Origin of the sequence: Lihuaxuella thermophila (assembly GCF_900110165.1) — a bacterium.
In the GTDB taxonomy this organism is placed as follows: domain Bacteria; phylum Bacillota; class Bacilli; order Thermoactinomycetales; family Thermoactinomycetaceae; genus Lihuaxuella; species Lihuaxuella thermophila.
On the sequence record NZ_FOCQ01000008.1, the window covers coordinates 99,726 to 122,453 of the forward strand.

20 protein-coding genes are annotated in these 22,728 nt (G+C 47.0%); 10 read left to right on the forward strand and 10 right to left on the reverse strand.

Going from position 1 to position 22,728, the window contains the following annotated elements; all coding sequences use genetic code 11:
* Positions 1 to 18: 18 nt before the first annotated feature.
* The 5 genes from BMW55_RS10580 to BMW55_RS10600 all read right to left on the reverse strand — a co-directional run bounded on the left by BMW55_RS10580 (position 19) and on the right by BMW55_RS10600 (position 5,693).
* The gene (locus tag BMW55_RS10580; RefSeq protein ID WP_089968618.1) at positions 19 to 1,980 is read right to left on the reverse strand and encodes an AMP-dependent synthetase/ligase; all 1,962 of its coding nucleotides are present in this window, start codon (positions 1,978 to 1,980) and stop codon (positions 19 to 21) included.
* A gap of 26 nt (positions 1,981 to 2,006) precedes the next feature.
* Positions 2,007 to 2,639 carry a TetR/AcrR family transcriptional regulator gene (locus tag BMW55_RS10585; protein WP_089968621.1) on the reverse strand — a complete coding sequence of 211 codons (633 nt, stop codon included), beginning with the start codon at positions 2,637 to 2,639 and terminating at the stop codon, positions 2,007 to 2,009.
* 340 nt (positions 2,640 to 2,979) lie between these two features.
* Positions 2,980 to 4,386 carry an amino acid permease gene (locus tag BMW55_RS10590; protein WP_089968625.1) on the reverse strand — a complete coding sequence of 469 codons (1,407 nt, stop codon included), beginning with the start codon at positions 4,384 to 4,386 and terminating at the stop codon, positions 2,980 to 2,982.
* Between the two features lie 252 nt (positions 4,387 to 4,638).
* Complete coding sequence (locus tag BMW55_RS10595) at positions 4,639 to 5,172, reverse strand: hypothetical protein (RefSeq protein WP_089968628.1); 534 nt, start codon at positions 5,170 to 5,172, stop codon at positions 4,639 to 4,641.
* Between the two features lie 23 nt (positions 5,173 to 5,195).
* Positions 5,196 to 5,693, reverse strand: coding sequence for a matrixin family metalloprotease (locus BMW55_RS10600; protein WP_170839872.1), 498 nt, complete (start codon positions 5,691 to 5,693; stop codon positions 5,196 to 5,198).
* Positions 5,694 to 7,124: 1,431 nt separating this feature from the next.
* Between BMW55_RS10600 and trxB the strand changes: the two genes are divergently transcribed.
* Entirely contained in the window at positions 7,125 to 8,069 is a 945-nt protein-coding gene (gene trxB, locus BMW55_RS10605; RefSeq protein WP_089968634.1) for a thioredoxin-disulfide reductase, read from the forward strand.
* A 203-nt stretch (positions 8,070 to 8,272) separates the two neighbouring features.
* On the opposite strand, the gene BMW55_RS10610 is transcribed toward trxB, so the two are convergent.
* Together BMW55_RS10610 and BMW55_RS10615 are read right to left on the reverse strand one after the other, a co-directional pair.
* Positions 8,273 to 9,751: an alkaline phosphatase family protein gene (locus tag BMW55_RS10610; protein ID WP_089968637.1), complete on the reverse strand. Its 1,479-nt coding sequence runs from the start codon at positions 9,749 to 9,751 to the stop codon at positions 8,273 to 8,275.
* 80 nt (positions 9,752 to 9,831) lie between these two features.
* On the reverse strand, positions 9,832 to 10,557 hold the full coding sequence (locus BMW55_RS10615; protein ID WP_089968640.1) for an endonuclease/exonuclease/phosphatase family protein: 726 nt from the start codon (positions 10,555 to 10,557) through the stop codon (positions 9,832 to 9,834).
* Between the two features lie 390 nt (positions 10,558 to 10,947).
* Between BMW55_RS10615 and BMW55_RS10620 the strand changes: the two genes are divergently transcribed.
* The 4 genes from BMW55_RS10620 to BMW55_RS10635 all read left to right on the forward strand — a co-directional run bounded on the left by BMW55_RS10620 (position 10,948) and on the right by BMW55_RS10635 (position 15,371).
* Complete coding sequence (locus BMW55_RS10620; RefSeq protein WP_089968644.1) at positions 10,948 to 13,161, forward strand: ribonucleoside-diphosphate reductase subunit alpha; 2,214 nt, start codon at positions 10,948 to 10,950, stop codon at positions 13,159 to 13,161.
* 30 nt (positions 13,162 to 13,191) lie between these two features.
* The gene (locus tag BMW55_RS10625) at positions 13,192 to 14,226 is read left to right on the forward strand and encodes a ribonucleotide-diphosphate reductase subunit beta (protein ID WP_211663668.1); all 1,035 of its coding nucleotides are present in this window, start codon (positions 13,192 to 13,194) and stop codon (positions 14,224 to 14,226) included.
* An 89-nt stretch (positions 14,227 to 14,315) separates the two neighbouring features.
* Entirely contained in the window at positions 14,316 to 14,732 is a 417-nt protein-coding gene (locus BMW55_RS10630; protein ID WP_089968647.1) for a pyrophosphohydrolase domain-containing protein, read from the forward strand.
* A 192-nt stretch (positions 14,733 to 14,924) separates the two neighbouring features.
* A complete protein-coding gene (locus tag BMW55_RS10635) occupies positions 14,925 to 15,371 on the forward strand; it encodes a GNAT family N-acetyltransferase (RefSeq protein ID WP_089968650.1) in 447 nt (148 codons plus the stop codon).
* A gap of 106 nt (positions 15,372 to 15,477) precedes the next feature.
* Here BMW55_RS10635 and ligD (BMW55_RS10640) read toward each other — a convergent pair whose 3' ends face one another.
* Entirely contained in the window at positions 15,478 to 16,428 is a 951-nt protein-coding gene (gene ligD, locus BMW55_RS10640) for a non-homologous end-joining DNA ligase (RefSeq protein WP_089968653.1), read from the reverse strand.
* A 412-nt stretch (positions 16,429 to 16,840) separates the two neighbouring features.
* The gene (locus BMW55_RS19015) at positions 16,841 to 17,080 is read right to left on the reverse strand and encodes a hypothetical protein (RefSeq protein WP_139179486.1); all 240 of its coding nucleotides are present in this window, start codon (positions 17,078 to 17,080) and stop codon (positions 16,841 to 16,843) included.
* Between the two features lie 105 nt (positions 17,081 to 17,185).
* Here BMW55_RS19015 and ligD (BMW55_RS10645) point away from each other — a divergent pair, with 105 nt between their 5' ends.
* Both ligD (BMW55_RS10645) and BMW55_RS10650 read left to right on the forward strand, forming a co-directional pair.
* On the forward strand, positions 17,186 to 18,091 hold the full coding sequence (gene ligD, locus BMW55_RS10645) for a non-homologous end-joining DNA ligase (protein WP_089968656.1): 906 nt from the start codon (positions 17,186 to 17,188) through the stop codon (positions 18,089 to 18,091).
* Positions 18,092 to 18,153: 62 nt separating this feature from the next.
* Complete coding sequence (locus BMW55_RS10650; RefSeq protein WP_089969013.1) at positions 18,154 to 19,458, forward strand: amidohydrolase family protein; 1,305 nt, start codon at positions 18,154 to 18,156, stop codon at positions 19,456 to 19,458.
* A gap of 81 nt (positions 19,459 to 19,539) precedes the next feature.
* On the opposite strand, the gene BMW55_RS10655 is transcribed toward BMW55_RS10650, so the two are convergent.
* The gene (locus tag BMW55_RS10655) at positions 19,540 to 19,734 is read right to left on the reverse strand and encodes a hypothetical protein (RefSeq protein WP_089968659.1); all 195 of its coding nucleotides are present in this window, start codon (positions 19,732 to 19,734) and stop codon (positions 19,540 to 19,542) included.
* A 158-nt stretch (positions 19,735 to 19,892) separates the two neighbouring features.
* On the opposite strand from BMW55_RS10655, the gene BMW55_RS10660 reads away from it, so the two are divergent.
* The 3 genes from BMW55_RS10660 to BMW55_RS10670 all read left to right on the forward strand — a co-directional run bounded on the left by BMW55_RS10660 (position 19,893) and on the right by BMW55_RS10670 (position 22,716).
* A complete protein-coding gene (locus BMW55_RS10660; protein ID WP_089968662.1) occupies positions 19,893 to 20,540 on the forward strand; it encodes a hypothetical protein in 648 nt (215 codons plus the stop codon).
* 132 nt (positions 20,541 to 20,672) lie between these two features.
* Positions 20,673 to 21,203, forward strand: coding sequence for a hypothetical protein (locus BMW55_RS10665; RefSeq protein ID WP_089968665.1), 531 nt, complete (start codon positions 20,673 to 20,675; stop codon positions 21,201 to 21,203).
* Positions 21,196 to 22,716: an AAA family ATPase gene (locus BMW55_RS10670; RefSeq protein ID WP_089968668.1), complete on the forward strand. Its 1,521-nt coding sequence runs from the start codon at positions 21,196 to 21,198 to the stop codon at positions 22,714 to 22,716. The genes BMW55_RS10665 and BMW55_RS10670 overlap by 8 nt, the downstream gene beginning before the upstream one ends.
* Positions 22,717 to 22,728: the final 12 nt, after the last annotated feature.

Consider the following 22,728-nt stretch of genomic DNA (forward strand, 5'->3'; position numbering starts at 1 on the left):
CTTCTTTCATCCGGGCTGTCAGAACAGGAAATGCCGAACGAGCAATCCGGCCAGAATTCCAATGCCAATCCCTAACCAAACCTGGGGATTCAAAAGGAACCGTGACTTTCCATGCCCCGGTTCAGCGGGATCGGAAGCAATGGCTTTGGCCGTTTTCTTATCCGTCACAGCGGGAGCGCTTGGAACGCTTGGAATGGTTGCTTCCGCTTCCGCATTGTCCTCATATAAGGCCGAGATGACAGACGCGTAATTTTTCTCGACTTCCTTTAAACGCACTTTCAGGGTAGGAGTCAGTTCCCCTTTTTCAATCGAAAATTCCTCCTCCATGATCGCGAACGTTTTGGGTTTCTCAAAAGCGGAGAAGTCGGCAAGCAAACGGTCCATTTCATTTTGGATGAGTTGACGGGTTTCATTGGCCCTGGCGAGTTCTTGTTTATCCGTCGCTTTCCAGCCCAGTTGTCCGGCGATTTTCGAAAGCGCATCATAATCCGGGACGATCAGGGCGCTGACGTATTTGCGTCGATGACCGATACAAACGGCCTGGTGGATATACGGACTGGTGCACAGCGTCGACTCAATCGGTTGGGGAGCCACATTTTTTCCGGTAGACAGGACGAGAATATTCTTCTTTCGATCGACGATCCGGATAAAACCGTCTTCATCGATTTCAGCGATATCTCCGGTGCGAAGCCATCCTTGGATCACTGTTTCGTTTGTTTCTTCGGGTAGTTTATAATATCCCATCATGACACTGGGGCTTTTGACTAACAACTCGCCATCTTCGGCCAAATCAACTCGTGTCCCCGGAATCGGTCTGCCGACCGTCCCCGGCTTGTATTCCAGAACAGAGTTGCAAGCGATCACCGGGGAGCATTCTGTCATTCCATATCCTTCGATGACCGGCAATCCGATGTTGGCGAAAAAACCGGCAATTTTGGGATCAAGCGCCGCGCCTCCGGAAACCATGAGACGCAATCTGCCGCCCAATTTGGAATGAATTTTGGAAAAAGCAAGTTGCTTGGCGATCAGATATTTGAGTTCCGTTTTGAAAGGAACCGGGGAGCCGTATCCTTTGCTGGTGTAGGTTTGCCGCTCTTTTGCTGCCCGCAGGGCCCAGTCAAAAATTCTTCGTTTGAGTGAAGACGTGTTGATTTGCTCGATGATTTGGCTGTAGACTTTCTCATATAATCGCGGTACACTCGTCAGCAGCGTAGGCTTTACTTCGAGGATATTCTGCGGAACGGAAGCCAGATTTTCCGCATAAGCGATCGTAGCCCCTTTATGCATCGGAGTGAAATGCCCGCAGGTCCGCTCGAAAATATGGGAGAGAGGCAAAAATGATAAAGATACATCGTGTTGGGTGACCGGTATATGATACTGGCAGGCCATCACATTGGAGAGCAAGTTTCCATGAGACAGCATGACCCCTTTGGGATTTCCCGTGGTTCCCGAGGTGTGGACGATGGTCGCCAAATCTCTCGGACCCAGCGATTTCCACTCCGGTTTCTCCCGTTCCGGAACTTCTTCTTCACATACCTGGTTGAAAGGAATGGATAACGGGTGCTTGACCGGCTGATCCTCGAGCAGGATGATGTAGCGAACATTGGATGGCCATTCTTTAAGTCGTTTCACCATTTCCGCTGTTTGGACGATGGCCACTTCCACATCTGCATTTTCCAAAATAAAGGCAGCCTGTTTACCGGACAGAGTAGGATAAATGGGAACCGAAACCGCTCCCAAACTTAAGATGGCGAAATCGCTGATCAACCATCGGGGGTTGTTTTCGGAGAAAATAGCCACTTTACTTTCCTTGCCAATGCCCATTTTTCGGAGTCCTTCGGCAAATTGGCAGATTATGTTCCAAAGCTCCCGGTAAGTCATCCCCTGGTACATCCCTTTTTCTTTCCACAGGAGCGCCTTTTTGTTTGGATATCTTTGCACGGTTTGGTAAAGCATATCCACTAAATTTTTCGGAACCATCAGGAAACCTCCCCTCGAAAAAATACTCAACAAATCTCATCCCGCAAAATTTTGCTCAACATTTTCTCCAGTACACGGGCAAGAAGCTCAGGAGATGGAAGAGATGGTAACATCAAAGACTGGATGACGATTTGATTCACTGCTCCCACCATGGCATGGGAGAGAATCCACTTTTCTTTGGCCTCCGGCTTATGATGATAGGTTGTGGAAGCCAACTCCCGTTGAAAAATGCGGGCGAAGTACTCGTACACTTGAAGCCGCTCAGCTTCCAGGTCCGGGCACAATCCCACGGTGTCCACCATGAGCAGTTTGGCGACATCGCGGTGATTGAAGCATGTCTGGATGTATGTTTTGATTGCCTCATACGTGCGCTCGGATGTCGGAGGATAAGAGGCGAGAGCTTCCTCGACCAACCCGATCAGCGCCTGGGCAACCAGTTGAAATAAGTGAACCAACAGTGCATCTTTGTTTTTGTAGTACTTGTAAAAGGTGCTTTTTGAAGTGCGGGCCATCCGAACGATATCCTGAACGGATGTGTCCAGATACCCTCTGGAAGTAAACGCTTTCAAAGATGCCGACAGCAGTCGGAGTTGCTGGTTGGATAAAGGAGTGTGTTGCGTAAGGGTTGAGATGAATGAATCTTTTTCGGGAAGGGTCATATGGAATTACACCTACTTAGATGCAGTACGCATACGTACTGTTTTTATCCTCATTATACATGAACAGCAGGAGAAGATAAATAATATTTGGAATAAATTAAATATGTTAATTAAATAGAAACGAATAAGAATACGGAAATATATCGAGAGGATAAAAGAAAAATCGATGGATTCATTTAAATAACAAATCATGCAATGATCAAGATGCTGAGAGCAAGTAGATATCGGTGTTTTACCGGTTTTTATAGTCAAAAACGGGCGGTTGCTTCATAAAAAGGAAAAGCACTTACCTGGCACATCGCAGGTAAGTGCTAGACCATTCTCTCAAAATGAGGATTGGTTAGCCCGCCAATGGATCTGATTCAGAATCAGACGCGGCATTTTTTTGTCGTGCTTTGACGACTTGATAGCCGATTGCGAGGATTCCAAACCAGACCGGGGCGACGTATAAGGCGATCCTCGTTTCAGAATCTAATCCCAGTAAAACAGTAACGAGGCCGAGGAATAGAAGGACCAGCCAGTTGGTCCACGGAGCGCCCGGCATCTTGAAGGAGCTTTCGGGCAAGCCTTTTTCTTTTACGGCTTTCCGGTATTTGAGATGGGCATACACGATGATTCCCCATGTCCAAATGGCTCCGGTGGTTGCGATGCTTGTGATGTAAGTGAAAGCTTTTTCCGGAATTACGTAATTGAGCACAACACCGATTAAGAGTGCGATGGAAGAAACTGTGATGCCTGTGGCCGGAACTTTACGCTTGCTGACTCTTGCCAACGCCTGTGGAGCCTGCTTGGCGCTCGCCAGGGTAAAGAGCATGCGCCCCGTGCTGAAAATACCGCTGTTACAGGATGAGAGAGCAGCAGTTAAGACAACAAAATTGATAATACCGGCAGCGGCGGGAATTCCGATCCGCTCAAAGGTAAGGACGAACGGGCTGGTTTTGCCGTCCAGATCCGTCCACGGATAGAGGGCCATGATAATAGCCAACGCCCCGATATAGAAGATCAGAATCCGCCACAAAATCTTGTTGATGGCTGACGGCAATGTTTTTTCCGGATTTTCCGCTTCTCCTGCGGTTACCCCGACCAGTTCGACACCGAGGAATGCAAACATAACCATTTGTAAGGCAAATAATACCCCGGTCAGTCCAAACGGGAAAAATCCTTGATGAGACCAGAGATTTGAAAAGCCGATCGGCTCTCCATGGTTGCCCCATCCCGTCGTGATCATCACCAAACCGATCACGATTAATGCGATGATCGTGACTACTTTAATCAAGGCAAACCAAAATTCTACCTCACCAAACAGTTTGACGGCGATCAAATTAATCAGATACACAAAAAAGAGAGCAATCAATGCAGGAATCCACTGTGGAAGTTGCGGAAACCAGAACTTGGCGTACATGCCGACAGCTGTAATCTCTGCCATTCCGGTTACCACCCACATAAACCAGTAGGTCCACCCGGTAGCGAATCCGGCCCAGGGACCGATAAATTCGGCGGCATATGTGCTGAACGAACCGGAGATCGGGCGATAGATCGCCAGTTCACCAAGTGCGCGCATGATAAAGAAGATGACGAGTCCACCCAGTGCGTAGGAAAGCATTAACGCAGGCCCTGCTGTTTGGATGGCTTTCGCTGAACCAAGAAATAGACCTACTCCGATGGCTCCGCCGATCGCAATCAACTGGATATGGCGGTCGCTGAGACCACGTGTGAACGGGTCTGATTGCTGCCTGGATTTATTCACACTGTATCCCTCTCTTTCTCCGTTAATTAAAAAAACAATAACTGCACTGATGCTTTAGGATAGTTGTTAACCACATAAAATTCTACTATGGAATGTTAGCGGTTACAAGTTTAATATTTTTGTAAAAAATAATAAAGAAAATTATATACTCTGTCATTTTTCAAACTGGGAGCGGGGGTGAATGGTACATAACAGCATAAAAAAAGCATAGATGAGATTTTGCCTCATCCATGCCGTAAATCGTTTGATCTCTCAGTTGTTGGCCCGAAATAGAATTTGCTCTTCAACTGCTTGTTTCATCTGAGTGAGAAGGTTTTGTTGTTTGACGGGGGAATCAAGCAGGATGTCACCATAATTTGGGATGACGGTGTGCCAATTTTCCTGTTTGAGGTATCGGGTCGCAAACAGGTAGGTTTTGCCCGGTTGAAGCAGCGGGTCACCCTCTACTAACACAAGCTGACTACCCGGAGCGTAACCTCCCTGTTGATTGACCACGATGGTACCGGAAAGGTTTCCTTTGATGTTTTGCAGTACCTGGACCTTGAACTGTGTTTCCGGCAGACTTCCCAGACTTTTCGTGCCCGCTTGCGAGATCACTTTACCGACAAATATATGATGGGACAATCCCGCCAATTTCCGCTGATCGCTTAAGTCCGTCACCAGATTGACATGAACGGATTTCTGCTCTGGTTTTATGATTTGATAAACAATATAATTTGACAAACAGGCAAATAGCAGAAAGAAAATAATGGCTCTCCAGTTTTTTCTGTTTGTGAATGAGAACATGACAATCCTCCTGATCGGATTCTTTAACGATACAAGGTGTAGTAGTCCGCCTTGTCATGTTGTTGCGGGGTATTGACCCCGGTACAGGTGGAGCATTGATACATTAAGTTGGGACGGTAGCTGTGGGCGAGGCCCAGGGCGTGTCCAAGCTCATGTGCGGCAACGGCTTTTCGCTTAAAATCGGAGTATTTTTGGAGATAATAACGGTTCAGATAAATTTCATCCGCACCACTTGTGTTTGTGTATAACCCGTCCCATGAAACATCGGAACGATTGTCATCCAAGAATGTAAGATCTTCGATGATCGATAACGTATCAGGGGCAATGTTTACTTTTCCAAGAGCGTTCCAAACCGTAATCGCGTGGTCGCGCGCAGCAGTATAGGAAGTGCTGCTGTCCCAGCGAATCTCCCCTTCATCAACCGCGCTATAACCCAGAAAGTGGGCAAATACCAGGGACGGCACGAAACATGCGGATAAAGCCAATACAAAGAGTATGCTCCTGAATCCTGCCTTTAACATAATGTTCCTCCTTTTATGTAGGACAGAAAGGTTAAATTGGATGGATCGCAATGAAACCATTCTACAAATAAATCTTTTATCCTTTAAGGTTAAAAATTTTAATATTTCGTTGAGGGAAGGTTTAGATGTTTTTTATGTATTTTTCATAAACTGAATATATTATATTATTAAATTGATGATAATCATTTTCAATTAAGTAAACAATCGGTGAATAATGTAAAAATACGAATGTTTATATCATAAGAACAATGAACATATACATATGAAATAAGCTTAAAATAACTGTTTGAATTATGTCAAATACCGGTGATAACGGTTCCAAACCGCCGTCAACCAATCGGGAGAATAAATTCCTGCGTAAACCATCGGTCGGGTCAAATCATGGGTAGACACAAAAAAGACAAAAACTTTATATTCTTATTGTACGTTTAAATGTTTAAAAGGGAGAAGAAGGGAATGTAGGCGTGGACAACAGTTACAATACAAGAGAATCCAAGTACTTATCCAGTGTCCTCTTTTGTTCTTGGATAGCTTTTCCGCTGGTCTTGTTCGAACAACCCTCGGATCTGTTGAATGATTCCTCGGGAGAACAGGATAAGGAAGAGTAAAGTTTCATGCATTTTAAAATATCTGTATCGATGAAGGATTTCAATCTGTCCAACATGATCCGCAATAACGAACTTTTGATCCCGTCAACATATGATCACCCCATGAGTTCCCGAATCCCGGGTCTTCATGGGGTTTCGATCTTTAACCGAAGTAAACTCTTATATTTTAAATGGTTGATAGTTGACGAATGAGATGATAATAAATAAAATATAATATTAATTATAATTTAATATTCGTTATCATACATAAGGAGAGAGTGAAATCGACATGTGAATGAATGACTTGGATGAAGCTGATGATAAACGGATCATCCTCTTGTTTCACTTATTTCTATTAGGGGAAAGATATTAACTCAGGAAGGGAGCCGGGCAGTAGCTGTTATGATAAAATTGAGACTCCACACGGCCGAACCCGCACTTCCAGGAGTCTTTGCACCGGGATTCCGGGCAGTTCACGCTCTCGGTTCATAATGGCTTCAGGCTGTCTCTTCAGCCCGGCCCATGCAAGTAGAGAAACTGTCCGGGACCGACGTTTTCATTCCTTCTTCCGTCATGTGGGTTGACCTGGTGACAGATTCATGGACCACTGGAACCCAATACCGCATCAGCGGGATAAGCGCCGCTCATACGTTCGATTCTAGCAAAATGCGGTTGTTCTTGCGATCCCCTCAAGCGGGGTGCGGAGCAATTTCTTTTTCATCCCGCGAAAAAAACGTGTGATTTCAAGCGGATTTATCTGTAAAATACCATGGAGAAAGCGGACTTTTATCTCCCTCCCTACATAAAGTTGACCGCTTCTCCAGTTTATTCAGGAGGTAAACATATGCACAAGGTAATCGTGTTAGGAACCGGACCAGCTGGTTTAACTGCAGCCATCTACCTGGCTCGCGCCAATATGCAACCTTTGGTGATTGAGGGACCAGAACCGGGAGGACAGTTGACAACAACCACGGAAGTGGAAAACTTCCCGGGTTTTCCTGAAGGCATCATGGGCCCGGAGCTCATGGAAAATATGCGCAAGCAAGCGGAACGGTTTGGAGCTGTTTTTAAACGGGGGTGGGTAAAAAAGGTTAATTTGTCCAAACGGCCATTCCAAGTGTTCTTAGGAGAGGAAGTATTGGAATCAGAAAGCCTGATCCTGTCTACCGGTGCATCTGCCAAACTGCTGCAAATTCCGGGGGAAAAAGAAAATATCGGAAGAGGAGTCAGTACATGCGCAACCTGCGACGGCTTTTTCTTCCGGGGTAAAAAGATCGTCGTTGTCGGTGGGGGAGACTCCGCCATGGAGGAAGCCACTTTCCTGACCAAATTTGCTACCCAAGTCACCGTTGTTCACCGCCGCAATGAACTGCGCGCTTCAAAAATTATGCAAGACCGCGCCCGTGCCAATGAGAAGATCAAATGGAAAATGAACCGGACACCGTTGGAGATCATCGCCGGTGAAAACGGAGTCACAGGCATTAAGGTAAAAAACAACGAAACCGGTGAAACGGAAATCATTGAAACAGACGGTGTCTTTGTCGCGATCGGCCATAAACCGAATACCGATTTCCTCGAAGGACAAGTCAAAACAGATGAACTCGGCTATATCGTCGTGGAGCCGGGCACTACCCGAACCAGCGTTCCGGGTGTGTTCGCATGCGGCGATGTCCAGGACCATGTGTATCGCCAGGCGATTACCGCGGCGGGCACAGGCTGCATGGCCGCGCTTGACTGCGAACGGTTCCTGGAAGGCAGTGCCACCCATGATTGGAGCAAGAGTTTATAAATGATTCATTGCCGCCATGACCTGCGCATGGCGGTTTATTTAGTTTAAATACATTGTAAACAAGTTTGCAATACAAACTAACCAAAGAGATTCGCTAAAAGTAGCGGTTTACAGTCTGCAAAAAGCAAAACGCCCGGTAAAACCGGACGCAATTCATCGACGATTTAACCCGATACCCGAACGGGGGGATTTTTTGCCGGGCATTATGGAGCCACGCTTTCCGCCTCAAAGAGATCGATAATAAATTGCTTTAAATCGATGAGTCGAGGTGGTTTGGTAAAAGAACGATCTGTACCGGACACGATGAGGGGGATTTGGGAGTCGTATTTATGTAAAGAACCGTGGCAGCCACCTTTTAAATGCTTGGGGAACAGGCGGGTCATTATTTCATATCTCGGTCGGGCTGTGATGACGATCATGGGAACTTCCTGCGAGTACAATGCCCCGTATAATCTCGACAGAGCGTCGGGATAATCGCGATAATCCACCTTTTCCCCGTTCAGGTGCAGATCCAATACTTCCCATTCCCCGTTGATTGCCCACGTGTTGCCATAGATATCTCTATAGGGGCCGTCTGGTTCAAAATAGATTTCCCTTCCTGATCCCCCTTCTTTTACCCGAACACCTTGACCTTGTTTCCAGGCAATCAAGTCGATTCTAGATTCTTTCAGCAGTTGCCGGATGATTTTTTCCTGTTGTCCGGGTTTAAGGGGATACAGATAGGCCATCCGTTCGTTGTTGCAGACGACGAGGTCATGATCTTGCAGTTCTTCCCCCAATTGGAGCACATGAAAGGGAGCCAGAAGTTGATCCAAGTCAATGATATAATCATGGCCATTTCCGATTCGAGTCTGCCCATGATCGGATGAAATGATAAATACGCATTTTTTCAATGCTTCATCCCAACTGCCAAAAGTGTTCAATATCTCCTGAATCCGCTGATCTGCCCTGATTAAAGCACCCTCTGCATGGGCAGGACTCATTTTGTGTACCGCATGGTCGTTATCCGGGAGATATACCAGCATGAAATCCGGCTGGTTCCCGGATTCGATCAGGAGTTTCGCCGCGTGGACGGCATAATCATCATTTATGCCGTAAAACTTGCTAAATCGCCGTAAACGTTGCGGGATTTTTTCATTGAGTGCTGTCGGAACAAACGCGCCCAACGTCAGTACATCCGGTCCTGAAAGCTCTTCATGTTGAATGCGGAATTTGGAAGACAGACGGATGAGAAAGGGGAGTTTGGCACGGTATTTTTTTGGGCCGCGATGGATGATCGTATTGATGGATGCCGATGTTTTCCCGCGGAAGGCCAGCTCTTCAAACAAGGTGGTCACATGATTGCTCAGATGTTTTTCGTTTAGGTTGTATAAAACGTTTTTTGCACATTGATCAATGCCGAGCTTCCAAACGCATTTCCACCCGTTTACATAGTTGATAATCTTTTTTTCCTGCGGATGGTACCAAATCAGGCCGGGAATCCGATGAAGATTTGGGTATACACCCGTTACAAGGGAGCTGTCCACTGAAGCGGTCATCGTGGGAAAAACAGTGACACAGTCAGACCAATATCTGCCCCGTTCTTTTAAAAACTGAAGTGCCGGGACGGTTCGATGCCGCAAGCAATCTTCCAATATATCCGGCATTAAAGAGTCGACAAGAAGAAAAACTACCTTTTTCATGCCATCTTACCCTTCATCTGATCCTAATAACTGAAGTATGCCTTAAAAACAAAGATCTTATGAAAATGATTAAGAAATAGTTATAAAGAGAGCGATGCTGTGAGAGGCAGGTGGTCTGAAGCCTCGGGCTTTTGTTTTATCACGTCGACGGCGGAAACTTGAAAGTCTGGGCTGACGAATATGTAATCGAGTTGAGATTTTGGGTGAAATGACGGAAACGTATAATAAGGACCTTTTCCGTTGGCTTGGCAAACATCGGTCATATACCGGATGATTTTTTTCCATCCATTGCTTCCCGGTTTCATGTTGCAATCTCCTACAAGGATGACAGGAAGAGTTTCATTACTGATCTTTTTGACAATAAAATCGATCTGTTTTTTTTGCAGGAATGAGGTCAGGCTGAGATGAGTGACAAATATTTTTAGCGGTGTTTGGTTGATTTCCAGTTTGATCTCCAATAAAGCGCGCCCTTCAATCAGAGCAGGGTAAAAATCAAAAGGGTAATTCTTGTGGGATATGATCGGGTAGCGGGATAAAAAGGCATTGCCGTACTTTCTGACAGGTTTCGCTGATCGGCGTCTGAGGGTCAGTGTAGTGCCAAACGCCCAATGCATTTGTAAATGTTCTGCTAACCAGCTGATTTGATCCAAATAATCACTTCTTCTTGAAAAGTTCCTGTCCACCTCATTGAGTCCGATTAAATCTGCTTCACTATCCTTCACGACTTGAGCGATTCTGTTCAAGTCCAGCTTGCCGTCGGTTCCCCTGCCGTGGTGAATGTTAAAGGTCATAACCTTAATTTTCAAATTCCTTCCTCCTGTTACAGGGATGGGTCTTTTCTATTGTTCCTTATTCGCGGGAAAAAAACCATTTTTTCGATTGGACCGCCGAACTGAATAGATTTTTTTCAAGGAAAGGGTGTTCACGGTTTCTGTCGGTGATATCGTTTTTTATATCTGTTTACATAAAATATCGAAGCTTGTTTATAAATTCTAGATTTTTCCGGTCTATAAATATATCTCCCGTTTAGTCAATCTCAAAAATAAGGAGATTGAAGGAGAAAGGGGAAACTATTCAGCAGTTTTTCCAACTTTACTCTTGAGGGGTCTTATAATCTGCTTTTTTGGGATTTTGCACAATATCTTGTATTGTTTATACTACAAGAGCAACTATATATAGATCGGACGTGATGATAGATGTTAGAAATAACTGAGTATCGTGCCTTGGCACCATTTGTAAATCTGATTGAAGAAGCATGTGCCGGATACCCTGATTTGGACCCGAATCAGCTTTTGGAAGAAGCCGGATTCCAGTTGCGCGAAAATATGACGGAAAAAGAGGTCCTGCAAACCGTGATCCAAGCAGCGGTGGAAAAGACCAGCGTGGAAGAGCCCGAGTGGCAATTTGTGGCTGCACGGCTGCTGGCACACGCCCTGTATCAGGAAGCCGCGGCAAACCGAAATTATGATGTTTCCCGAAAATACGGGGATTTGTATGCCCTCATACATACGTTGACGGAACAAGGATTATATGGAACATATCTGCTGGAGTCCTACAATCGGGCGGAAATCTCCGAGTTGGGGTCTTATATCGTGCCTGAACGGGATTTTTTGTTTAACTATATCGGGCTGAAAGTATTGGCGGACCGCTACATCGTCCGCGATTACAACGGAAGAGTGATGGAGCTGCCCCAGGAGCGCTTCATGGTGATCGCCATGCACCTGGCTCAAAAGGAAACGGATAAAGTGGGCTGGGCGAAAAAGTTTTACGATGTGCTGTCCAAGTTGGAGCTGACGGTGGCCACCCCGACGCTTACCAATGCCGGAAAGCCGCTCCATCAACTATCCTCCTGCTTTATCGATACGGTCGATGATTCCTTATGGTCCATTTACAACACCAACACGGCGACTGCCCAGGTCTCCAAACACGGTGGCGGGGTAGGGATCTACTTGGGCAAAGTCCGTTCGAAAGGTTCCAAGATCCGTGGTCACAAAGGGGCCTCCGGCGGAGTGATCCCATGGATCCGCAATTATAACAATACGGCTGTGGCCGTGGATCAACTGGGCGTGCGCAGAGGGGCATTCGCGATTTATTTGGATGTCTGGCATGCGGATATCCTGGATTTTCTCAACTTGAAGACCAACAACGGGGATGATCGCCTCAAAGCGCATGACATTTTCCCGGGAGTCTGTATTCCTGACTTATTTATGGAGAAAGTGAAAGAGCGTGCCGATTGGTATCTGTTTGATCCTCACGAAGTTCGGGAAGTGATGGGATTCTCATTGGAAGATTCGTGGGGAGAGGAATTTGAGCGTCGTTATCAGGCCTGTGTGGAGCATCCGGAGCTTGGCAAAACGGAAATCCCGGCAATCGAGATCATGAAACGAATCATGGTCAGCGCTTTTGAAACGGGAACGCCGTTTCTGTTCTTCCGGGATACGGTGAACCGTGCCAATCCGAATAAGCATCAGGGAATGATCTATTCCTCCAACTTGTGCACCGAGATTTGCCAAAACATGTCCCCGACAGAGTTGATCAGTGAAGAGCTGGAAGACGGGGTCATTGTTACCCGGCAAAAACCGGGAGATTTTGTGGTCTGCAACCTGTCCTCCATCAATCTCGGGCGGGTACAATCCTATCAAGATATTGAAAGAATCGTACCTGTGCAAATGCGCATGTTGGACAACGTGATCGATCTGAATATCTACCCGGTCAAACAAGCAGAAACGACCAACAAGAAATACCGGGCGGTTGGTCTTGGAACCAGCGGTTATCATCAATATTTGGCTCAGCGGAAAATCGCCTGGGAATCGGAAGAGCATCTGGAAGAAGCCGACCGTTTGTTTGAGGAGATCGCTTATCATGCGATTCGGTCTTCCATGGAAATCGCGAAGGAAAAAGGAAGATATCCGGTCTTTGAAGGAAGTGAATGGCATACGGGTGAATACTTTGAGCGCCGTGGCTACACCAGTGAGCGCTGGCAGAAATTGCGTGATGATGTAGCCAAATACGGCATGAGAAACGCCTGGGTGTTTGCGGTGGCGCCAACGGGGTCGACCTCCTTGATTGCCGGTTCCACAGCGGGAATCGACCCGGTTTACGCCAAGTATTTTGTGGAGGAGAAACGGGGTGCAGTGATTCCACAAACGGCTCCCAATCTCAATGCGGAAACGACGTGGTATTACAAGGAAGCCCATCGCATCGATCAAATATGGAGCATTCAAGCGGCAGGCAAGCGGCAACGGCACATTGACCAATCGCAGTCGTTAAACCTGTATATCACTCCTGAAACCAATGCGCGCGAATTCTTGAACTTGTACATTCAGGCATGGGAACACGGCTTAAAAACGATTTACTATGTACGTAATCAGTCGGTAGAAGTGGAAGAGTGCGTGAGCTGCTCATCCTAAATGTAGCATCGGACTAGAAAGGTGAGGATCGTGGAGAAACTGACGAAAAAGAGAATTTTCAATGCAGAAGGGCAGCGGGGAACCCAACGCCTGATCAATGGAAATACGACCAACCTCCGGGAATGGAACCGCATTAAGTATGATTGGGCACATAAGTTGTACCGCACCATGTTGAACAATTTCTGGATTCCCGAAGAAATCCCGCTCGCCGGGGATGCGAAACAGTTCCAGGAATTAACCCCGGCAGAGCGGAGGGCATTTGACAAGACGATTTCATTTTTGAACTTTCTTGATTCCATTCAAGGGGAAAACCTTCCCCATATCAATGAGTATGTCACTGCGCCTGAGGTATGTTCTCTCTTAAACATTCATGCGTTTCAGGAAGAGATCCACGCTCAATCCTACAGTTATATTCTCGACAGTGTCTGCTCGCCGGAAACGAGGGATAACATCTACGACGAATGGCGCAACGACGAGCACCTGCTTCGCCGCAACCGTTTTATTGCCGATCTCTATCAAAGGTTTGTGGACGAAAAAGACGATAAAAACTTCGTACGCACCTGTATGGCCAACTTTTTGCTTGAATCTCTCTATTTCTACAGCGGCTTTTCCTTTTTCTACGCGTTGGCCCGCCTTGGCAAGATGACGGCAACGGCGACGATCATCAAGTATATTCAAAGAGATGAACTGACCCATGTCGTCTTGTTCCAAAATATGATTAAAGAACTGCGCAAAGAAAACCCGGATCTGTTTACTCCCGACTTGATCGAAGAGTTGAGGGAGATGACCCGGACGGCCGTTGAACATGAAGTGCGCTGGGGCCAATATATTACCAACAATAACATTCAGGGCCTGAATAACGAAATCATCGAGAAATATATCAAGTTTTTGGCCAATGAGCGTTTGAGCAGACTTGGTTTTGAAATCCTGTACCCGGAGATCACCAGCCATCCGATGAGGTGGGTGGAAAGTTTCTCCAAATTGAATTCGACCAAGACCGATTTCTTCGAGCAAAAAGTAACCAACTATACCAAAGCGAGTACGCTTGATTTCGGCGATCTGTAAGAACGCAAGCCAACCTTCCTGTAAAAGAGGGGAGGTTGGCTTGTTACACTTCAGGAAAAGCATCGGATCTAAAAAAGAGGTGGCCGTGGATGGATAAAGCATGGTTAAAAGTGAAACAGTTTCATTCCCGTTTTGACGTTCCGTGGCGGGAAACTCCCGAGCTGCTGGCACAAGATCGGGTACAAAAAAGATTCAACTGGATGTTGGAGGAGCTTCAGGAGTTTAAAGAGGCTCAAACGGTGGAAGATCAGGCGGACGCAATGATTGATACCATTTATCTGGCCTTGGGCACATTGGTGGAAATGGGGGTGCGGCCGGGGAAGTTGTTCGATATTGTCCATGAAGCCAATATGAGTAAATGCTGGGAAGACGGCAAACCACGGTACCGGGAGTCGGACGGCAAAGTCATCAAACCGCCAACCTGGCAGGATCCGAAGCCGCGGATCTCCCGGGAGATCGAGCGGCAGAAAAGGAACATTCCCTCCGTCGGAACAAATGAAAAATGAGATCGCAGATAATGGAGTAAGCGATGGAAGAAGCGTTATCACCGGTTGAGCAGCGGTACTGCCAAACGATTCTGCTGCCCGATTCAGTCGGGTGTCATCCGTTAGACATTGAGCCTCAAAATCAAGTATTCTGTCAATATAGAATGTTAAAGTTTGACACGGAGTCATGTTTGAATCAAGGACGGAAGTGGCATGAATTATTCCTTAAGGACAGCGACGCCCGATGATTTTGAATTTGTTTTCCAGTTGAATAAAACCAACATGCGACCCTATGTGGAGCAGTTGCGAGGTTGGGATGATGAGGCTGAAAGAGAGGACATGAAAACGAAGTTCAGGCCGTTTCATGATCAGATTGTGGTTATTGGAAATCAGGATGCCGGGATATTTGCCGTCGATGAGAGCGATTCGGAGATTTGTCTGAGGCATATCGAAATTTTGCCGGCTTATCAAAACAGGGGCGTGGGTACAGCTCTGATACAACAAATTCTGAGCCGAGCAGAACAGCGCCGGTTACCCGTGAAATTGACGGTGTTGAAAATGAACCCCGCCCGACATTTGTATCAGCGGCTCGGTTTCCGTCTGGATGGTGAAACCGATTTAAAATACAGAATGATTTATTTGCCGGGATTCCAGCTTTGAACCAGCGTGGAAGAGAAAGATCCAAGAAGCGCATTCCCAGGCTTTCAAATCGTGATCGGCCTTCTACCATGTCTCAAGATATTGCATAATTCCTGCCATGAACATGCTAGCTGAACATTTCGGGGCTGAATTTACATTCATGAGCCGGCACATGGACGAATGCCTGGATCGACGGCTGACGCAGCGAATGGCCTTCCGTCCATTCTGCGTATTTTATTTTGGCTGTCAATGCCGGTTTAACCCAATAAGCCTTCAAAGACCGGTCCGGCTTGTTTACAAATGGCCGGTCTTTGGAGACATTTGATTTTAGTCTTTCAGTAAGTTCCCGCCAATCCTGTTGGGTGAGTTTTCCGGTTCCCGCGTGGCCAATATACCAAAATCGTCCTTGCTCATCGTATAATCCCAAAAGAACGGCATTCACCATTCCCCCGCTCAATGTAAAGCCGCCGACGACGGCAATCAGGTCCCGGTAGTTTTTAATCTTCAGCCAGACATCGTCTTTTTTCCCGATCCGATAAGGAGAGTTTGTCTTCTTCATGACGATCCCTTCCATCCCGTGCTGTCGGACTGCATGAAACAAGGCCTGTCCGTCATCATGGGACGAAACCAGTTGTACATAATCATTTGGCTGAATGAGATCGGACAGAATCTTGATTCTCTCGATCAGGGGACGCTGATTTAACCAGATCCCGTTTTTATAAATAACATCAAATATCATGTAAGTAACCGGTACTCTCTTTTGAGCCTGCGCCACCTTTTCCATGCGGCGAATTCCATCTCTGCGCATCACTTCATGAAAAGAAGGTTTTCCATCGGAACCCAGCGCGATGATTTCACCGTCCAGGATGACCGAATCGGCGTCACAATAAGAATGAATATCTATAATTTCCGGATAGTGCAAGGTGCGTTCATGCATTTTTCTGTTATACAGCCGGACCTCCCGGCCGTCGTAGTAAGTTAAAACACGCACACCGTCCCATTTCACTTGCGCCACCCACTCTTGTCCTTGTGGAATGGAGTCACTCCTTGACGGTTCCATAGGTATGATCGGTTTCATCGTTCACCTCATGCCATTTGAATAAATTCAGGTCATTAATCATGGTTCATCCATGCTATTTTGCCCAGAAATTAAACATACAAAATGCAACCCAAAAAGCCGGACATCGCGATCGTGTCCGGCTTTATTGCGTGTAAATGATTTACCATCTGCGTCGGCGCGGGAAGCGGCGTGGGAACCGTGGTACAGGTATAATGATTGGCGGAAAGAAAGGAACTGGAAGCGGAACAGGATGGTACGGAGGATAGTAGGGATATGGCGGCGGATAATAAGTATATGGAGGCGGATAATAAGGAGCGGGTGGATATACGGGAAGCTGTTCCGTTTCTGCCTCATTGAGTTCATGTTCAAGTTCATTGGTTCCATAAGGATTCGCGGGATCATAAACGTTCAAGAGTCAATCCTCCTATCTTTACCAGATGAATGGTCTTAATGGGAACCCAAAGAAGAAAAAGGGACGGAAGAATGGGACGCCAAAAAAGGGAAATGGACGGAAGAATGGGTAACCATAGAAAAATTGAGATGAATGTGCTGCGTCTGTCAAAGGGTCTGTTTCAAAATCGTCTGTGTAGTGATCGAGATCATGAATATAGGGCGGATACCCCTCCGGTTGGGTTGGGGGAAAAGTGAACGGATGATGTTCGTTCGACATGATGAACCCTCCAGATCTTTATTTTTTATCAGTTTATGTGATCAGTGCCTATCTGGTCATTTGTTCCGCTTAAAATGGGCGCAATGGCCGGTTAAAGGAGGAACGATGGGAGATTCTTACCGTCTGGTTCGCATTGAAGATGCAGAAATAAAAATTTCCAATCCGCACAAGCTTTTGTTTCCAAAGGCGGGCATCACGAAATGGGATTTTATTCTTGCCTGCACCCGTTTGGCTCCATTACTTCTTCCCTATTGCAAAAACCGTTTGTTAACAACGATTCGCTATCCCGATGGAGCAGGTCAGCCCTCTTTTTATCAGAAAAATGCGCCTCACCATCGTCCCGATTGGGTGCAGACTGAAAGGGAAGGGGAGATCGAGTACATTCTGCTCAATAATACGCCCACGTTGATCTGGTTGGCCAATTTGGCCTGTCTGGAGTTCCATGTTTCATTTCATACGGCAAACCATCCCGATTATCCGACGGAATTGGTGATGGATCTGGATCCCAGCGTGGACGATTTTTCCCGTGTAGTGGAAGTTGCCCTATTAACGCGCCAGGTTCTTCACCAGATGAACCTGGATGGAGTGATTAAAACCTCGGGAGCCAGCGGTTTGCAGATCTATGTGCCGATTGAGCCGCGCTACCGATATGAACAAACGCGCAAAGTCAATCATTTTATTGCCCGTTATCTTGCTGAGCGGCATCCGTCCTTGATTACCCTTGAACGAAAGGTTCATCACCGCGGGGACAAAGTTTATTTTGATTATCTGCAACACTGGCGAAACAAAACGCTGGTTGCGCCCTATTCCCCCCGCGCTACACCGGAAGCTACCGTATCGACTCCGGTAGGCTGGGAAGAAGTAAATGAGTCACTGTCCCCCAAGCAATGGACACTTGAGACCATTTTTGATCGATTAAAGCAGCGGGGCGATTTGTTTGAACCGGTTACCCGCGGGCCAGGATACCGGTTGGATCCGATTTTGCAGTTTATGGATCGCCACCGGCTGTAGTCCTCTTGTCATCGAATGCCTTTTGCGTTATGTTAGTCAAAGCACGGATGAAGGAGGAAGGACTGTTGAAACGTATCTGGATCAACGCCGTAATACTTCCCATGGCTGAAGGAGGAGAGGTGATTCCTCAAGGTGCACTGGGAATCCAGGATGATCGCATTACATATGTGGGGCCTGTCCCGACACCCGCTGAATTGGACACGTATGATGAAGTGATAGATGCCAGCGGTAAAGCCATTCTCCCAGGACTAGTGAACACCCATTGCCATGCCGCGATGTCGCTCTTGCGCGGATATGCGGATGATCTTCCGCTTAAAAAATGGTTGGAAGAAGAAATGTGGCCGCTCGAGGCTCGTTTTACCAGGGTGCAAGTCGAGGCTGGGACGGCTTTGTCTGTTCTTGAAATGATCAAATCCGGTACGACTTGTTTTCTCGATATGTATGACCATATGGATACCGTGGGAGCAGTCGTAACCCAAGCAGGAATGAGAGCCCGCCTCTGCCGGGGAGTGATCGGGATCGGCAGTGATGAATTGCGCGAGAACAAGTTTCAGGAAGCCGTGCGGTTTGCCGCCGAATGGAACGGTCAGGCGGATGGCCGCATCACAACGATGCTGGCTCCACATGCTCCGTATACTTGCCCGCCGGACTATATCCGCCGATTTGTGGAAAAAGCGGCTGAGATGGGTCTCCCGGTTCATACGCACATGTCGGAAACGGCGGCGGAAGTAGAGCAAAACGTGAATGATTACGGGGTGCGTCCGGTTGAGCATCTACGCAGGCTCGGCTTTTTCGATTTGCCGTCGCTGGTAGCTCACGCGGTTCACCTGACGGATGAAGAAATCGATATTTTAGCAGAATATGATGTAAAGGTGGCCCATAATCCAGGCAGCAATTTAAAACTGGGCAGCGGGATCGCACCGATTCCCAAAATGCTGAAGAAAGGAATCCGGCCCGGGCTTGCGACTGACGGAGCGGCCAGCAATAACAATTTGGATCTGTTGGAAGAGATTCACCTGGCGGCGCTCATTCACAAAGGAGCCAATGAAGACCCGGAAGCAGTTCCGGCGGACACAGCTCTCCGCATGGGTACAATCTACGGAGCCGAGGCCTTATTTTTGAATGATCAAATCGGAACACTGGAGACGGGCAAAAAAGCGGACTTCATTACGCTGGATCTGACCGGACCGCATATGCAGCCTCTCCATGACGTGCGGTCTCATATCGTTTATTCAGCTTCCCGCAGCGACATCCAGGATGTTTATATCGATGGAAAAGCAATTATGAGAAACCGGGAATGCCTGACCTTAGATGAAGAGAAAATTCGATACGAAGCTGTACAGGCTTTTCAAGCCATAGCAAAATAAACAAAACCTGCCGGAAAACGGCAGGTGGTAAATGATGGCGGAAGGTATAGGCAGGAGATTCAAAGTTATACTAATATCAAGCTAAACTTTCATATCTATCTCTAAATGAAAGCGAAGGGGAATATCTTCCTCCTTCAGAAACCAGTCACGCTGACGGGCGGAGGGGGATGCCCACGACTCGGCGTGAATAAATGACTCGACTCGTTTGAGTTCTTCCTGTGTCAGGTGTGCCTGCAACAGCTCATAAATCCAACTGGGAGAACTTAAAGGCGGCAACCGATTCACCTCCCTTGTCGTACCTTTATTATCACCGAATCACAGGTCAATATGACTTACACATTTTACACCTAAGCCCAATCTTATGGGCTTTTTTCTTTGGGTAGTGATAAAATCGGCCCCCTTTTCGTAAGATTTAGACAAAGGAGGCGAAACTCATGCGCTTTCTCACCGGACTGATCTGTTTTTTTCTTTTGGTTTCGTGTTCCGTACAAGTAACCCGTGAGCAAGCGGCCGGCGGAACAAAGGAGATCCGGGTTGATCAATGGAAGGAAGTCGTTGCCCATAAAATGAATGAAAGGCAATTTCCATTTACTTTAAAGGTCCGAAATGATAAAAGGATGAAAGAATTCACCGGGCTCCAATTGTCGTCCGACTGGTCACTCAAAGATCAGCGAAAAAAACTGGTTATGGAGAAAAAAGGGCAGGAGGTCTCCCTGCATTATTCCGGTCGAACGGAGAAGATGACTTCGGGGCAGGCGGGGCTTGTCTCACCCAGAGATCATTTGATGTTGATGCATGATTCAGGGATTTTTCAACGCATGTTGCCGCCGATTACTTTTCTGGGAAAGAAAGCGGCTCGGGTTGAAATCAAGATCGATCCGAAAACATTGGCCAATCAGATGAAAAAACGGTTGAATACAACAAATCCGAAGGCGCGGATCATGCAGGACTTTGCAGAAAAAACAAAGGTTGTCTATCAAGTCGTCTTTTACCCCGAGTCAAAGAAATTGCTTCTCCTTCGTGTTGTGATCCGAGCATCTCCACGGTCGCCGGCACAAGAAATCATTTATAAATTTTCCTGATTTTTGAGATGATGGCAGTTGGCAACTGCCATTTTTTATTTCCAGTCATTCCTTACATCAATTCGTATATAGATTATGATATACTTTTTATGTATTTTTTACTATGCATGTTGGAGAGGAGGCGTGACATCAGTGAATCTTCAAGCAAAAACCGCAGTTATTAGCCTGTTTGTCACGCTGGGTATCCTGTTTGGGGGCTTGTTGGGTTATCAATATTGGTTTGTGCAGAAACCATTGGAGCATGCCGTACGGTCTACTCCGCACGTTCAAATAAAGCAACTCACGATTCAACACGACCGAGTCAAACTGGTGCTTGCGACGGACCGGGAGTTCTCGCTTGCTTCGCATTACGGTGAATTATTGGAAGAGATCGCGCCCATTGTCGGCAAACGCCAACTTGAGCTGGAGCTTCTGGATCATCCGGGCGAAGAATTGGAAGCAGCCTGGAATGAGATGGCATTTGGAGTTCGGGAAGGGATCGACATCCAACGATACAGCCAAATTCCTCAATCCGTCGCTCAAGTGGCCAAAGCGAGAAACATTCAATATCGTACAAAAATGGATGACCGGTTTGTATATATCGAGCTGCGCCAAAAAGACCGCTATATGTACCAGGTGCTCCCGTTGCATAAAACGGATGGCGAGGTGAAAAATAATGGATAAAGCTGTCTCCATCGCAATTGGAGCTGGGATTGCAGTTGTCATTTTTCTTTCTTTTCTGGGTATCAATCCTTTGCCGTTTCTGCTTTTTGCAGGAGTAATCGCTGCGATTTTCTTCTTTTCTCCGACACGGGCCGGTCAGCGGGGACTGGGAGGAAAGCATGCAAAAAGAGGGCAAAAAGAGTCCATTCCATCGGTGCGGTTTGATGAAATCGGCGGACAGGAGCGGGCCAAACGGGAATTAATCGAGGCGCTCGATTTTCTGATTCACCGGGATCAAATCGCATCTTACGGCATTCGTCCGATCAAAGGGATTCTGCTCACCGGTCCTCCCGGAACAGGCAAAACATTAATGGCCAAAGCTGCGGCTCACTACACCAATTCGGTATTCGTCAGCGCATCAGGTTCTGAGTTTGTTGAAATGTATGTGGGTGTCGGAGCCGGGCGCATTCGGGATTTGTTCCGGGACGCGCGAACGCTCGCCAGGAAAAAAGGCAAAACGAGCGCCATTATTTTTATTGATGAGATTGATGTCATCGGCGGAAAGAGAGAAGGATCTCAGCATCGGGAATATGATCAGACGCTGAATCAGCTTTTGACGGAAATGGATGGTATTCAGGCGGATCAGGATGTGCGCATTCTGGTGATGGCTGCTACGAACCGCAAAGATATGTTGGATTCTGCTTTGCTCCGTCCCGGACGGTTTGACCGGCACATCACGGTGGATCTTCCTGACAAAAAGGCGAGAAAGCAGATTTTGTCGCTTCATACTCGCAATAAACCTCTGGGTGACGATGTGGATCTGGATCAAATCGCCGGGGAAACGTTTGGTTTTTCCGGTGCTCAATTAGAAAGCTTAACCAATGAAGCGGCCATTTATGCCATGCGGGAAAACCAAACGGAAATACAGCAGAAGCACTTTTCTCAGGCGATTGATAAAGTGATGATGGGCGAGAAAACTGACCGGGAGACCACCCAGGAAGAAAAAGAGCGCGTTGCCGTACATGAGCTGGGTCACGCGATCATTGCCGAATGGGTTCGTCCGGGATCGGTTTCTCAAGTCTCTTTATCCCCCCGAGGACAGGCGCTGGGATATGTTCGCCATCATCCGGGGCAGGACCGCTATCTGTACACCCGAAAAAATCTGGAAGACCAGATTAAAGTTTGTCTGGCTGGTGCTGCTGCGGAGCAACTGATTTACGGAAACAAAAGCACGGGAGCTCACAATGATTACGAACAAGCCAATCAGTATGTCAGCAGCATTATTGCAGCTGGTTTATCTGAGCTTGGTATTATTCATCCCGAATGGATGAGCAAGGAAAAGATGCAAGAAGAAGCATCGAAAATTCTGAGTCAGTGCTTTGAAGAGACGTTTGATCACTTAAGCAGATTCCGTTCGCTATTTACGGATTGCCTGCGCGTTTTGTTAACCGAAGAGGTACTGTCCGGAGATGAGTTTCGGAAAATGTTCAAGCTTTACGCTCAAGAACCTGTTAAAATAAACAAGGTCAATTGAGCGAAAGGAGTA